This is a genomic window from Rhodoferax sp. PAMC 29310 (assembly GCF_017948265.1).
Taxonomy (GTDB): Bacteria; Pseudomonadota; Gammaproteobacteria; order Burkholderiales; family Burkholderiaceae_C; genus Rhodoferax.
In genome coordinates this window covers 387,859-402,180 of record NZ_CP072852.1, presented here as the reverse complement: position 1 = coordinate 402,180, position 14,322 = coordinate 387,859, and the positions used below count along the sequence as shown (strand labels likewise).

Below are 14,322 nucleotides of genomic sequence, written 5' to 3'. Positions count from 1 at the left end.
TTGATGCATGCGCCTTTGTAGCCCTGTCACCCCTGTTTTTTGAGGATTTTCATTTCATGACAACCTATCCCCACCTTTTGGCCCCACTTGACCTGGGCTTTACCACCTTGCCCAACCGCGTGCTCATGGGCTCCATGCACGTTGGGCTGGAAGAAGTCAAAGACGGTTTCGCCCGCATGGCAGCTTTTTATGCTGAGCGCGCCGCCGGTGGCGTGGGCCTGATCGTGACGGGCGGCATTGCGCCCAATGACCGGGGCCGCCCCATGCCCGGTGGCGCCCGCCTGACCACGCAAGCTGAAGCCGACAAGCACAAGCCCGTGACCGACGCCGTGCACCAGGCCGGCGGCAAAATTGCCATGCAAATTCTGCACTTTGGCCGCTACGCTTACCACGGCGATCTGGTCGCCCCCAGCGCGCTGCAAGCGCCGATCAACCCCATGAAACCCAAGGCGCTGAGCACGGAGGAAGTGGCGCAGACCATTGACGACTTTGTGAACTGCGCCGGACTGGCCCAGTACGCCGGTTACGACGGCGTGGAGATCATGGGCTCAGAGGGCTACCTACTTAACGAATTCATTGCGGCGCGCACCAACCACCGTGACGACGAGTGGGGTGGCAGTTATGAGAACCGCATTCGCTTCCCGGTGGAGATCGTTCGCCGCACGCGCGAGCGCGTGGGCAAAAACTTCATCATCATCTACCGCCTGTCCATGCTGGACTTGGTGGAAGGCGGCTCCACGCTGGAAGAAGTGGTGCAACTGGCCCAGGCCGTGGAGGCGGCCGGCGCCACCATCATCAACACCGGCATTGGCTGGCACGAAGCGCGCATTCCCACCATTGCCACCAAAGTTCCGCGCGCCGCGTTTGCCTGGGTGACGCAGCAACTCAAAGGCAAGGTTGGCATTCCATTGGTAGCCACCAACCGCATCAACACGCCGGAGGTCGCCGAGCAGTTGTTGGCCGACGACTTTTGCGACATGGTCTCCATGGCCCGCCCCTTTCTGGCCGACCCGCTGTTTGTGCGCAAGGCCGAGCAAGGCAAGGCGGACGAGATCAACACCTGCATTGGCTGCAACCAAGCCTGTCTGGACCACACCTTTGGCGGCAAGATCACCTCTTGCCTAGTGAACCCACGTGCTTGCCACGAGACCATCCTCAACATCGTTCCCGCCCTGTCCAAGGGCCGCATTGCGGTGGTGGGCGCTGGCCCCGCGGGCTTGAGCTTTGCCACCACCGCAGCCCAAGGTGGCTTTGATGTGACCTTGTATGACGCCGCATCTGAGATTGGCGGTCAGTTCAACATCGCCAAGCAAATACCAGGCAAGGAAGAGTTTTATGAAACCCTTCGCTTTTACGCCCGCCAGATTGACATCACCGGCGTCAAGCTGAAACTGAATACCCGCGTGAGCGCCCAAGACCTGAGTGCTGCTGGCTTTGACCAAGTGGTGCTGGCTACGGGCGTGACACCCCGCTTGCCACCGATTGAAGGCATTGACCATCCCAAGGTCTGCGGCTATCTGGACGTGTTGCGCGACAAGCGCGAAGTCGGCAAAACCGTGGCCCTGATTGGCGCCGGCGGAATTGGCTTTGACGTGGCCGAGTACCTGCTGCACAGCGGCACCAGCCCCAGCCAAGACCCCGCCAAGTTCTTTGCCGAATGGGGTGTTGACACCACCTACGCCAAGCGCGGCGGCCTGATGGAAGCGCACATTGAGAAAAGCCCGCGCAAGGTGTTTTTGTTGCAACGCAAGGTCAGCAAAGTGGGAGACGGCCTGGGCAAGACCACCGGCTGGATTCACCGCACCTCCCTCAAGAACCGCCATGTAGAGATGATTCCGGGCGTGACCTACCGCAAGGTGGACGACGAAGGCTTGCACATCACCGTGGGCGACAAAGACCAGATCATTCCTGCCGACACCATTGTGGTGTGCGCGGGGCAAGACCCCCAGCGCGAGTTGCAAGCTGAACTGGCCGCTGCCGGTGTCACCGTGCACCTGATTGGTGGCGCCGACAAAGCCGCCGAGCTGGATGCCAAGCGCGCCATCAAACAAGGCTTTGAGTTGGCCGTGGCTCTTCAAACACCCCCTGCCCCGCCTGCAAAGGCCGAGGCTTCTGCCCCCGCGGCAGCAACCGCTGCGCAAGGAGAGACCATGAGCTACAAAACCCTGACTGTCACGCTGGAAAACCACATTGCCACGGTGCGCCTGAACCGGCCGGAAAAAGCCAACGCCATGAATGTCGACATGTGGCAAGAAATCCGCCAGGCCTTCCGATGGGTCGACGACACACCGGACGCCCGGGTCGCCATTCTGGAAGGCGAAGGCAAACTCTTCACGGCGGGCATTGACTTGGAGATGATGATGGGCATGGGCTCCACGATTCACAACGACTGCGAAGCCCGCATGCGCGAAAACCTGCGCCGCGTGATTTTGGACATGCAGGACACCCTCACCAGCCTGGAGCGCTGCCGCAAGCCCGTGCTGGCCGCCATTCACGGCGGTTGCGTGGGCGGTGGCATTGACCTGATCACCTGCGCCGATATGCGCTACTGCTCCAGCGACGCCTACTTCACCATCAAGGAAATTGACATTGGAATGACCGCTGACGTGGGTACCCTGCAGCGCCTGCCCAAGCTGATTGGCGAAGGTATGGCCCGCGAACTGGCCTACACCGGACGCCGCTTCACCGCCGCCGAGGCCCGCGAAATGCGTTTGGTCAACCAAGTATTTGACTCGCGTGAAGCCTTGCAGGCCGGCGTGCGTGAGATGGCGGCCACCATCGCGAGTAAATCACCACTGGCGATTCGCGGCACCAAGGAGATGATCACCTACGCCCGTGATCACTCCGTGGCTGACAGCCTGAACTACATTGCCACCTGGAATGCCGCCATGTTGTTGAGCGACGATTTGCAGGAAGCCATGATGGCCAACATGGGCAAACGCCCGGCTGAATTCAAGAACTGATAGCCGGCCAAGCCTCGCATAATTTAAAGATTCACTTATAATGCATCTTTTAATTTGCGAGGTTGATCATGAGTTCTCGCGCCACCGGCCACGTCACTGCTGAAGCCATTTACCCCTTTGATGCACGAGGCGTTGCCAAACGATTCCGTCATGCGGCGATTTTTGGCGCGCTGGACTCGTTGCAGTCGGGCGAGACCATGCGCTTCTGTAACGACCACGACCCCATTCCGTTGCTGCACCAGTTGGTCGCTCGCTACGGCCCGGCCGTCACCATTGAGTATGTGCAGCGTGAACCCGGTGCCATCGTCATCGACTTTGTTTGCATCTAAACCAATAAAAACGCCAGTCTGCGACTGGCGTTTTTGATGGTGAGACGGCCTTGACCAACCACTAAGGGGTTACGCCCTTGCGCTGGGTTTAGCCAGCCAGACCGACGAAAACGTTCTGCACGTCGTCATTGCCGTCAATGGCAGACAAAAAGGCTTCCACTTCTTCCAGTTGTTCCGCACTCAGATTGGCGGGGTCAACCGGGTTCTTGGACTTGTAGCCCAGCTTGGCAGACAACACATGGAAACCATGCGCCGGCAAAGCACGGCTCACCAGATCCAGATCGGCGGCATCGGTCAAGAACAAGGTCTGGCCCTCTTCATCTCCGGCTTCAAAATCTTGCGCACCGGCTTCAATGGCCGCCACCTCGGGATCGGCGGCAGTCAAAATGCGTTCGGCTTCAATCATGCCAACGTGGTCAAAGTCCCAGGACACGGAACCCGAGGTGCCCAACTGGCCCTTGCGAAACAGCACACGCATCTCAGGTGCCGTGCGGTTCACGTTGTCCGTCAGACACTCGACCATGACAGCCACTTGATGCGGCGCAAAGCCTTCGTAAATCACATGCTCGAACGACACCGACTCACCCGTCAGCCCCGCGCCTTTTTTGATGGCACGCTCCAGCGTTTCCTTGGGCATGGACACTTTGCGGGCCTGCTCAACGACCAGGCGAAGACGGGAGTTCAATGACGGATCAGCGCCGCTGCGCGCCGCAATCATGATGTCTTTGGCCAGCCGACCAAACAGTTTCCCCCTGGCATTGGCCGCCAGTTCCTTGCCTTTTGCTTTCCATTGCGCACCCATGATGCTGATTCCTTGAAGTTGTAGCGCACCCAAGCGCTGGTTTGAATTCGTATTGTCTGGCTAGGCGGGCCAGTTCACACCATGAACCGGCGCCTTTGATGACCTGAAGGGCCTAGGTTATACACCCTGCGATTGTCGAACCGACCGGCGCGCCTTCACACCCTCTGCCAAGTTTTGCAAGGCATTAACGGTCGTGTCCCAACCAATACAGGCGTCCGTCACACTTTGGCCATACGTCAGCCCCTCACGGCCGTTGACGATGTCTTGCCGCCCCGCTTGCAAATGGCTTTCCAGCATCACACCGCAAATGGCGTCGCCACCGCTCGCCAGTTGCTGGGCAATGTCTGCCGCCACCAGTGACTGGCGGGTGTGGTCTTTGCTGCTGTTGCCGTGGCTGCAATCGATGACAAGGCGCATGGGCAAGCCCGCGGCCTGCAAGGCCAGCGCGGACATTTGCACACTGGCGGCGTCATAGTTGGGGCCGCTGCCGGTGCCCCGCAGCACCAAATGACCGTCAGGATTGCCCGTCGTCGTGATGACCGTGGCGCGCCCTTCCAGGGAAATGGTGGGGAAACGATGGGCCTGCGCGGCGACGTGAATGGCGTCAATGGCTGTGGCCACTGTGCCCTGAATCGCATTTTTGAAACCCACGGGCGCCGACAGCGCGGACGCCATTTGACGATGCAGCGGGCTCTCTACCGTACGCGCGCCAATGGCGCCCCAGGTCAACAACTCCGCGTAATACTGCGGCGTGACCAGGTCGAGAATCTCAGAGGCGGCAGGCACGCCCAGTTTGGCGCATTCGAGCAAAAGGTGACGGGCCTGGCGCAGGCCTTCACCAATGTCGCCCTGGCCATCCAGGCCGGGGTCATAAATCAGGCCTTTCCACCCCATGCGAGTGCGGGGTTTCTCAAAATAGACCCGCATGACCAACAGCAAGTCCTGGTCAAACCGGGTTTTGACCTCGGCTAGGCGACGGGCATATTCCAGCGCTGACTCAGGCTCGTGCACCGAGCACGGTCCCACAATGACCAGCAAGCGATCGTCCTCGCCGCGCAATACGGCACGGGTGGCGCGGCGGGCGTCGGCAATAAAGCGGGCTTCTGTTTCGCCAGCCGGGTATTCCGCGATCAATAAGCGGGGTTCAGGCAGTGTTTCGGTCTGAGCGATATGGAGATCGTGGATGGAGGTCGTCATACGTTGGCATTGAAATAGCGGGGTGGCCCGAGGCGCCAAGTGTCGCAGACCAACATGCAAAAATCCGATGTGGGGTAGCTAGTCCCACAAGCCCCACGATGCGGAGTGGGTGAGCGCAACGGCCACAATGTAGCCAACGCTGAACAGAGCAGACAGGTAAAACCACGGACGCTGGCCTGCCGGAGTTCGCTTTCCCAATGCCCTCGCCCCCAGGCCGATGTACGCCAATAGTGCCAGCACCTTGGCGGTCAGCCAAGCATCGGCAAAGGGGTATTGCCCCAATTGCCACGCCAACCACAAAGCGGAACTCAAAAGCACCGTGTCCACCAGATGGGGTGCCCAGCGAAGCACGCCCCATCGCCGCCACGGATAACCGGACAAGGCCGACCCGCCGCGCACCACAAACAGGGTGATGCTGAGCACCATACAACTGATGTGCAGCGTCTTGACTGCGTAGTAGTCCACCGGGCGTACCTTTTTAACTATGCGTGTTGAGGTGCTTAACCATCTTTGCCATCCGTACGAGTTTGCACCAGCCAGGCGGTGTAAATCCAGAGGTAGATGACAAAGGCCGCCGCCCACGCCCCACCGGCCACCACCAGCGACGCCGCCAACCACCCGGGGGCCACCAGCAACACAAAAGCGCGTAACACCGCCGCCGAGAACACCAAGCCATAAGCCATCACCTCGGCCGGGGTCACCGTCAACGCTCGTCCCGTATGACCCCGGGCCGTGCGGGTCAGCATGCCAATGATGAGTCCGCCTGTCGCCCCCACGCCCAGCGCATGCACGCCGGCTGACGCGCTGACCCAGCCCAGCTGCGTCAAGGCCAGCAGGGCCAGCCCCACCGGAATCCAGGAATAGGCCACATGCAGCACCCACAAAATGGGGCGATTGCGCGTCAGCATGGTTCGCCAGCCGAGCCAGCGCTTCACATGCAAGATTGCCGCCGTAGCCAAAACGAATGCGCCCAACATACTGGGTGGCAGGAACACCCACAGGGCCAGTGACAATGCAGTGCTGGCCAGAGTCGCACGCTCCAACCAGACGCTGGCCACCAGCTTCAAACCAGGCGTGGCGCTCATGGTGAACGCAGGAATTACCCGACCCGCAATCACCGTCTCGATCATCACAATCAAAGCCAGCCCTGCATACAGCGGTGTCATGGCAGGCACATCCAGCACACCCATCACAGCCAAATGGAAAGCAAGGTTGGCCAGCGCCAACAACGACAGAATCAAACCCAGCAAAAGATTGCGGTGGTTTTTGGACTTCAGAATCAAACGAATCAACACCAGTGCCACCAAGGGCAGCAAGGCCACGTCCAGCACGGCGTACCAGGCATAAGGCCCCGTCAGCGCTGCGATTCGAGCGGCCGACCACAAGGCGGCCATGGCAGCCAAGGCAGCGCCTCGCGGCGTGGCCAGACCAGTCCAGGCTTTGACGGCGGTGAGCAAAAATCCGACGATGATGGCCACCGCAAAGCCAAACAACATCTCATGGGCGTGCCAAAGCAGGGGAGACACCGCAGGCGTGAAAGACGTCAGACCGAGAAACATGGCCACCCACAGCGGCACAATCAGGGCAGTCAAAAACGCTCCGCCAATGTAGAAAGGCCGAAAACCCAAGCGAAACACGGGCCAGCCTTTCGGTTGCGCCGCGGCGGACTTCTTGGGATCAAAGATCGGCAGAGTTTCAGTTTTCATGATGCAAGGACGATGAAACGCTCCATGAATTTTAATAAATGTATTTTAAATACATCTTAAATTCAAGACACCCTAAAATGAGGCAGATCAATAAAGAAGGAGCAAGCCATGCGACTGACGGACTACACAGACTACACCTTGCGGGTGTTGATGTTCTGCGCGCTCAACCCAGATCGCTCCGTCACCATCGTGGAACTGGCGGAAAGCCACGGCATCTCGAAGAACCACTTGATGAAAATCGTCAACGACCTGGCCAACCAGGGCGTTTTACTCACCACGCGCGGGCGTGGTGGTGGTCTGAAGTTGCAAAAAAAACCGGCCGACATCTGCATTGGTGATGTGGTGCGCGCCAGCGAGACGGACTTCAGAATGGTCGAATGCTTTGATGTGAACCACAACTCCTGCACACTCACGGCCCAGTGTCGGCTCAAGCACGTGTTTAAAACCGCCCTGCAAAGCTACCTGGCCGAGCTGGACAAGGTGACTCTGGCTGACATCACCACCCCACTGCCCGGCGTATCCAAGCTGGCTACCGACACTGTCACACGGGTACCACTGACGGCCATTCGCAAGACCGTTTCCATCAAAATGCCGCCCAAGAGCAAAGCAAGCTGAATAATTGACGAATACGCCTTTAGCCCTTGATTAACGGTCGTAGACAGCTACTATTTCAATAGCGGCGTAATGTGAGCTTGGATAGTCACCCACTAGCGGGCCACAGGTGAGATTCGGCCCGCCACATCATTGAACGGGTGCATCGATCGCCCATACAGCGCCATGATGCGCTTCACATACTGCTGGGTTTCCTTGTAGGGAGGTACGCCGCCGTAGCGGTCCACCGTGCCCTCACCTGAGTTATACGCGGCCAAGGCCAGGCGGACATCCCCCTGAAAATAAGACAGCAGCCACTGCACGTATCGCAACCCCGCCTTGATGTTTTGGGTGGCGTTGTAGGCATTGCTCACATTGAAGCGCTCAGCGGTTTCCGGAATCAATTGCATCAAGCCCATCGCCGATTTGGGCGAGGTCGCATCAAATTGGAAGTTGGATTCGGCCGCAATGATGCTCAAAATCAACCGTGGATCAACTGAGTTCCATCGGGCTTGGGTGCCCACCAACTCAATCACCCAGCGCTTGTTTTTGGGCAGCCGCTTGAGGAGTCGATCCAGCTTGGCATCGGCTTGAGAGACAGCCTGCAGCCCTTCTCCCTTGGCCGGCGCAACGGCCTGCAACACACACTCAGGCAGGGCCGTGCTGCTCAAGCGAATGGTGTCCAGCATATTTCGGGCTTCAGCATGACCCTGCAACGCCGCCACGGAGAACAAGGACGCCGCCAACTCGCGACTTTCCGGCACACCGCGTCCAAAGGCATACAACATGCCCAGGCGGTACTGAGCCTCCGTGCTGCCAAGGCGGGACGCCTCGCAATAACGCTTGGCGGCCAACCACGGGCCTTGCTGTTCATCCGCACTGTCTTCGTCGGCCTGGGCTTGCTCTAGCAGCGCCCGAATGGCGGGCGGCGCCATCGACCACGCCGCACGCTCATCCACAACCGCCGCATGGCCGGTGAGCCCCATCCAAAGAAGTCCGGCCAGCAAGATTTGCAGAACCCGTCCGAGCGTCGTCCCCGGCGCCGCTGGGCCAGTTGGCCTATTGCAGCGAGATCGTGGGGTATGAAACAGCAAGAGATCGCCAATCATTGAAGCGTTGAGGGGCGCTCAGGGTACACGAATCAAGGGGCGCGGCGCCGCCGGACCAGCCAAATGACCAGCCCCAGAACGGCCAAACCACCCAAGAGCCAAAGTTCAAGATGACGCAGGTCACCCAACAACTGCTCGGCTGCCTGGCCAAAGACCCACCCGATACCGCCCACGACAACAGCCCACAATACCGCTCCCAGCGCATTGAACAAGGCAAATCGGGTGGCCGACAGCGTGGACGCCCCCATGAGTACCGGGCCGGCCACACGCAACCCATAAGCGAATCGAATGCCGACAATCAGACCCGCGTGGTAGCGAGCGAGCAGGCGATCCACTCGATCCGATTGATCCGCCAGCGAGGGCCAGCGAGACAGGATAGCCGGACCATGCCGCCGACCCAGCCAAAAGTAGAACTGATCTCCAACAAAGCCCGCCGTGGCCGCAATGGCCAGCACGGCACCTGGGTTGAGATAGCCTCGATGAGCCGCAAAGCCCGCCAGAGCCAACAGGGTTTCGCCTTCCAGCAGGCTGCCGATGGCCAGCACCAAGTAGCCATGGCTTTCAATCAAGGCACCCAAGTTCATGCTGTGCAACGCGACATATCGCGCTGAGTTGGAAGTTGATCTTTTCACCCCAAAGGGGTGCCAAATGCCACAGGCAGTTTTTAACGCTTCAAGGTGGCCATTGGGCGACAAGGCCATGCCCAACGGGCCAGGCCGTGGCGCGCCGCCCTACTGTCTGTTTTACAGCAAATCAGCCGGAATGTTGCCACCGTTTTGAGCCAGCTTCTGCAACACAGTTTTGTGCAACCACATGTTCATCTGAGCGGAGTCGCCCATCTTGTCGGCCGGGAAGTTCAATTCAGCGGTCAAGGTCTTGCGTGCACCCAAGCTGCTGTCCTGCCCCAGCAGTTTCATCAGGTCAACAATGGAGACCTTCCAGTTCAGCTTCTCTGCGCTGGCAGCCGCCAGGGCGGCCAGTTTGGCAACAACATCGACTTCATTGATAGCAGCAACCGCAGGCGCTGCTGGAGCAGCTACCGGTGCAGATGTCACTTCGGTCGGGGCGGGAGCAGCAGGAGCTGCCGCAACGATGTCTTTTTTGTCGTCGCCAAAGCCGAGTTTCGAAAGAATGGATCCCAAAATGCTCATGTCATGTCCTATCGGGTATGAGGGGGTCAAAGGTTTTCCGTTGATGAATCACGGTCATGCCGACCTCCACTGTTAATCAACTCACCCACTACAGGTGGTCCAAACCATCTTAACGGTCGTGCTTGTCCCGGCGATGTCAAAAGATCAAAGTAAAAGTAGCAATGTGTGACGGCATTGCTTTTTTCAGGATTTTCGGGCGCGGTGAACGCGCAGGTCTGCACCGGGGTGCCGCCTGCGGCAGTCGATTGCCGTGAACACCAACCGAAAGAATCCAGGGAAATATAGAGAAAAAGTGACGCTACCGCCCGCCAATCCGGCGGAGGTAGCTATCAATTCAGAAGCAAATTACAACTTGGGCGTGACCCAGGCCAACACGCTGGCCAAGGCCGCATCCAGCTTGGCGGGCTCCGTGCCACCGGCCATGGCCATGTCAGGCTTGCCGCCGCCCTTGCCGCCCACTTGTGCCGCCAGGAAGTTGACCAGTTCGCCGGCCTTCACCTTGCCAACGCTGTCTGGCGTGACACCGACCGCCAATTGCACCTTTTCACCGTCCACCACCGCCAGCACGATGACGGCAGTTTTGAGCTTGTCCTTGAGCTTGTCCATGGTGTCGCGCAGGGTTTTGGTGTCTGCGCCGTCCAGCCTTACCGCCAGCACTTTGACCCCGTTCACGACCACCGATTGAGTCAACAACTCGTCACCTTGGGCGGAAGCCAACTTACCCTTGAGCGCGGCCAACTCTTTTTCCAGATCACGCACTTGTTCCTGCATGACCACCACGCGGGCGGCCACCTCGCCTGGTGTCACCTTCAATGTGCCGGCCACGCCGCCCAAAGTGGCTTCCATGTTTTGCACATAGGCCAACGCGTTCAGGCCAGTCACGGCTTCAATACGGCGCACGCCAGAGGCCACGCCGCCTTCGGCCGTGATGGAGAACAGGCCGATGTCTCCCGTGCGCAGCACATGGGTGCCACCGCAGAGTTCGCGGCTGGAGCCAATGTCGAGCACCCGCACGGTTTCGCCATATTTCTCGCCAAACAGCATCATGGCGCCAGTTTTCTGGGCCGACTCAATGTCCATCACGCGGGACTGTGCCTGCGCGTTGGCCAGCACCTCGGCATTCACCCGGGTTTCAATTTCCCGAATCTGGGCATCGGTCACTGGTGCGTTGTGGGTAAAGTCAAAACGGGTTCGCTCAGGGTTCACCAAGCTGCCTTTTTGCTGAACGTGATCACCCAGCACCTCTCGCAGGGCTTTGTGCATCAAGTGCGTGGCGCTGTGGTTGCGCACCGTCGCGGCACGGGCTGCTTCATTGACTTGGGCCAAAACGGCGTCGCCCACCTTGAGCGAGCCCGTGGTGAGTGTGCCGTGGTGGCCAAATACGTCCGCCTTGATTTTTTGCGTGTCGGCCACTTCAAACAACACGTTCAATGCGGAGAGTTGCCCTTGGTCACCCACCTGGCCGCCGCTCTCGCTGTAAAACGGGGTGGTGTCCAGCACCACGACGCCATCCTGCCCAGCTTTAAGCTCCAGAACTGGTGTGCTGCCGGCGTACAGCGCGACGACTTTGGCGGCTTTCTCGGTCAAGCTGTCGTAGCCCACAAAATCATTGCCATCACCGGTGTACTCAAGCGCCCTGTCCATCTTGAACTTGCCAGCGGCACGTCCCTGGGATTTTTGCTTCTCCATGGCTGCCTTGAATCCCGCCTCGTCCACCGACAAACCACGCTCACGGCAAACGTCGGCAGACAAGTCAAGCGGAAAGCCAAACGTGTCGTGCAACTTGAATGCCACCTCGCCGGGCAGCACCTTCACGCCACCTTCAAGGGCGCCGTCCAGAATTTGCATGCCCACTTCCAACGTTTCGTAGAAACGTTCTTCCTCCAGGCGCAGCACCTCGGTGATACGCGCGGCCTGCGAGGCCATATTCGGGTAGGCCGCGCCCATCAACGCGACCAGATCGGGCACCATTTTGTGGAAGAAAGGTTTTTTCTGGCCCAGCTTGTAGCCGTGGCGAATGGCGCGGCGAATGATGCGGCGCTGCACATAGCCCCGGCCTTCGTTGGACGGGTTCACACCGTCGCTCACCAAAAACACGGTGGCGCGAATGTGGTCGGCAATCACTTTCAAAGACGCGTTGCCCAAGTCAGCGCAACCGGTTTCGCGACCAGCGGCGGCAATCAGGCCCTGGAAAATGTCGATTTCGTAGTTGCTGTGAACGTGCTGCAAAATAGCCGCCAGACGCTCCAGGCCCATGCCGGTGTCCACACAAGGCGCGGGCAATTTGACCAAGCTGCCATCGGGCTGCATGTCGAACTGCATGAACACGTGGTTCCAGATTTCAATAAAACGATCGCCATCTTCATCGGGGCTACCAGGAGGGCCGCCGGGAATATGGGCGCCGTGGTCGTAAAAAATCTCCGAGCAAGGGCCGCAAGGGCCGGTGTCGGCCATCATCCAGAAGTTGTCTGATGCGTATTTTTTACCCTTGTTGTCGCCAATCCGGATGATGCGGTCTGCGGGCAGACCTATCTCTTTGTGCCAGATGTCATAGGCTTCCTGGTCGTCGATATAGACCGTGACCAGGAGTTTTTCAGGCGGCAGACCATAGACCTTGGTCAGCAGCTCCCAACCCCAGGTAAGCGACTCACGCTTGAAATAGTCGCCAAAGCTCCAGTTGCCCAGCATCTCGAAAAAGGTGTGGTGACGCGCGGTGTAGCCCACGTTTTCCAGATCGTTGTGTTTACCACCCGCGCGCAGGCAGGCCTGAACTGAGGCGGCGCGCACATAAGAGCGCTTGTCCGAGCCCAAAAACACGTCTTTGAACTGCACCATGCCCGAGTTGGTGAACATCAGCGTCGGGTCATTGCCCGGCACGAGCGGGCTGGAGGCCACCACGGCGTGACCCTTGGATTCAAAAAAGTCGAGAAATATCTTGCGGATATCGGCAACGCTCATCGGGGAAGCTGTGGTGGTCATGGTGTGGGGCAATCTAAGAAAATGGCATGAATCACCTGCTCTGGCAGGTGAAACCTCGCTAAACATTGATTTTAGGGGGCTTTGAAAGAGGACAAGAAGTGCAGCAGCACCACATCATGCCCCCAGGCCACGTTGAACCGCAGCCAGGGGCTGGGCTCCAGGTCCACCGAGAACAAGTGCCCGGGCCCCAAAAGAATGTCCTGGTCAGCCGCGCGGTAGGCCAATTCGGTTGAATTGCTGATCGAGGGGTGACGCACCCACAAAAACATGCCCGCCTTGGACTCGTTGAACAACTCAAACCCAAGCCCCAGCAGCAGGTGAGACAAGTGCTGCTGACCTTTTGCCAGCCGCTCCTTGAGGGTTTTGAGGTGCTTGCGCCAGCGCCCGTCAATCAAGGCGCCATAAGCCAGTCGCTCCGTCAGTTCCGACGAGGTCAGCCCGGAGAGCATCTTCAACCGCGCGAGATCCTCCAGCAAATCCGGGGCCGCAGCCACGTAACCAACCCGGATGTTGGGCGAAATTGTTTTGGAAAAGCTGCCAATGTGAATCACCCGCTTCAACTGGTCCAGCGTGGCCAGCGACGGGCGGGATTCAGGGTCAAGGTCGGCATAAATGTCGTTCTCAACCACCATGAAGTCGTATTTTTCAGCCAGCTGAACAATACGATGCAAGTGCGACAGCGATGCACTCGAGCCCGTGGGGCTTTGCAAGCGCGGTTGGGTAAAAAACACCTTCGGGCGGTGCTCAATGATGCGGGCCTCCAGCACGTCCAAGTCATAACCCGTTGGGGTGCGGGGAGCGCCGACCAGCTTGGCACCAAGAAATCGCAATGAAAACAGCAGATTTGCGTAACCCGGTTCGTCCACCAGAACCGAATCGCCGGCTTGAACCAGTCGCCGGGCGGCCAAATCCATGGCCTGGCTGGCCCCCTGCGTCAACAAGACCTGATCCGGGCTGACCAGAATCTCGCGTGACGCAAGTACATCCCGCACCAAGTGACGCAGGCCTAAGTAACCCTTGGGCTCACCATAGCCACCAAAATCAAGCTCCGTCGTCGCCAATTGGCGAAGGCCTCGGCGCACCCCATCGGTGAACAACCACTCACCGGGCAGCCAACCGCAGCCCGGTTTGCTGCGCAAGGACCGATTCTCAAAAATACGGCGCAGGTACCACATGGAGTCAAAGCTGCACTGGGAGGTCACGCCGTTCGAGGTCGAACTTGCCACAGCACGGGCGCGAACAAAAAAACCTGAATTGGCTTGTGACTGGAAATAACCTAGCGCGACCAGCCGGTCATAGGCATCGACGACGGTGTAGACGCTCACCTCATGGGAGTGGGCAAATTGGCGAATGGAGGGTAATTTGGCGCCTGCGCGGAATTCTCCGGCATCCACCATCTGGCGAAAACCCTTGACGATCTGGGTAACCAGTGGGACGGATGACTGGGGATTGAGTGAAAACATTGGCAATGGAGCCCGTTGACCTAGGGTTTATG

The 14,322-nt window shown here is 59.0% G+C and carries 12 protein-coding genes and 1 pseudogene; 4 read left to right on the top strand and 9 right to left on the bottom strand.

What is annotated here, in order from left to right:
- Positions 1-56: 56 nt before the first annotated feature.
- The 3 genes and pseudogenes from J8G15_RS01825 to J8G15_RS01820 form a co-directional block, all read left to right on the top strand.
- Positions 57-2,075: pseudogene (locus J8G15_RS01825) on the top strand (FAD-dependent oxidoreductase); the annotation flags it as partial.
- Positions 2,076-2,150: 75 nt separating this feature from the next.
- On the top strand, positions 2,151-2,963 hold the full coding sequence (locus J8G15_RS21345; RefSeq protein WP_240538530.1) for a crotonase/enoyl-CoA hydratase family protein: 813 nt from the start codon (positions 2,151-2,153) through the stop codon (positions 2,961-2,963).
- A gap of 68 nt (positions 2,964-3,031) precedes the next feature.
- Positions 3,032-3,292 (top strand): DUF2249 domain-containing protein, encoded by a 261-nt coding sequence (locus J8G15_RS01820; RefSeq protein ID WP_210545646.1) that lies wholly within the window; start codon positions 3,032-3,034, stop codon positions 3,290-3,292.
- 88 nt (positions 3,293-3,380) lie between these two features.
- Here J8G15_RS01820 and J8G15_RS01815 read toward each other — a convergent pair whose 3' ends face one another.
- The 4 genes from J8G15_RS01815 to J8G15_RS01800 form a co-directional block, all read right to left on the bottom strand.
- Positions 3,381-4,094 carry a YebC/PmpR family DNA-binding transcriptional regulator gene (locus J8G15_RS01815; RefSeq protein WP_210545644.1) on the bottom strand — a complete coding sequence of 238 codons (714 nt, stop codon included), beginning with the start codon at positions 4,092-4,094 and terminating at the stop codon, positions 3,381-3,383.
- Between the two features lie 117 nt (positions 4,095-4,211).
- Complete coding sequence (locus tag J8G15_RS01810) at positions 4,212-5,291, bottom strand: 3-deoxy-7-phosphoheptulonate synthase (RefSeq protein ID WP_210545643.1); 1,080 nt, start codon at positions 5,289-5,291, stop codon at positions 4,212-4,214.
- A gap of 78 nt (positions 5,292-5,369) precedes the next feature.
- Positions 5,370-5,756, bottom strand: coding sequence for a SirB2 family protein (locus J8G15_RS01805; protein ID WP_210545641.1), 387 nt, complete (start codon positions 5,754-5,756; stop codon positions 5,370-5,372).
- Positions 5,757-5,791: 35 nt separating this feature from the next.
- Positions 5,792-6,997 (bottom strand): NnrS family protein, encoded by a 1,206-nt coding sequence (locus tag J8G15_RS01800; RefSeq protein ID WP_210545639.1) that lies wholly within the window; start codon positions 6,995-6,997, stop codon positions 5,792-5,794.
- Between the two features lie 108 nt (positions 6,998-7,105).
- On the opposite strand from J8G15_RS01800, the gene J8G15_RS01795 reads away from it, so the two are divergent.
- Positions 7,106-7,612, top strand: coding sequence for an Rrf2 family transcriptional regulator (locus J8G15_RS01795; RefSeq protein ID WP_210545637.1), 507 nt, complete (start codon positions 7,106-7,108; stop codon positions 7,610-7,612).
- Between the two features lie 92 nt (positions 7,613-7,704).
- Here the strand turns inward: J8G15_RS01795 and J8G15_RS01790 are convergent, their stop codons facing one another.
- The 5 genes from J8G15_RS01790 to J8G15_RS01770 all read right to left on the bottom strand — a co-directional run bounded on the left by J8G15_RS01790 (position 7,705) and on the right by J8G15_RS01770 (position 14,290).
- Positions 7,705-8,697, bottom strand: a complete 993-nt coding sequence (locus J8G15_RS01790) for a transglycosylase SLT domain-containing protein (protein ID WP_210545635.1) — start codon at positions 8,695-8,697, stop codon at positions 7,705-7,707.
- Between the two features lie 32 nt (positions 8,698-8,729).
- Positions 8,730-9,281: a DedA family protein gene (locus J8G15_RS01785; RefSeq protein WP_210545633.1), complete on the bottom strand. Its 552-nt coding sequence runs from the start codon at positions 9,279-9,281 to the stop codon at positions 8,730-8,732.
- Between the two features lie 159 nt (positions 9,282-9,440).
- Positions 9,441-9,848 carry a DUF3597 domain-containing protein gene (locus tag J8G15_RS01780; RefSeq protein ID WP_210545631.1) on the bottom strand — a complete coding sequence of 136 codons (408 nt, stop codon included), beginning with the start codon at positions 9,846-9,848 and terminating at the stop codon, positions 9,441-9,443.
- 345 nt (positions 9,849-10,193) lie between these two features.
- Positions 10,194-12,827, bottom strand: a complete 2,634-nt coding sequence (gene alaS, locus J8G15_RS01775) for an alanine--tRNA ligase (protein ID WP_210545629.1) — start codon at positions 12,825-12,827, stop codon at positions 10,194-10,196.
- Between the two features lie 71 nt (positions 12,828-12,898).
- Positions 12,899-14,290, bottom strand: coding sequence for a PLP-dependent aminotransferase family protein (locus J8G15_RS01770; RefSeq protein WP_210545611.1), 1,392 nt, complete (start codon positions 14,288-14,290; stop codon positions 12,899-12,901).
- Between the last annotated feature and the right edge of the window lie 32 nt (positions 14,291-14,322).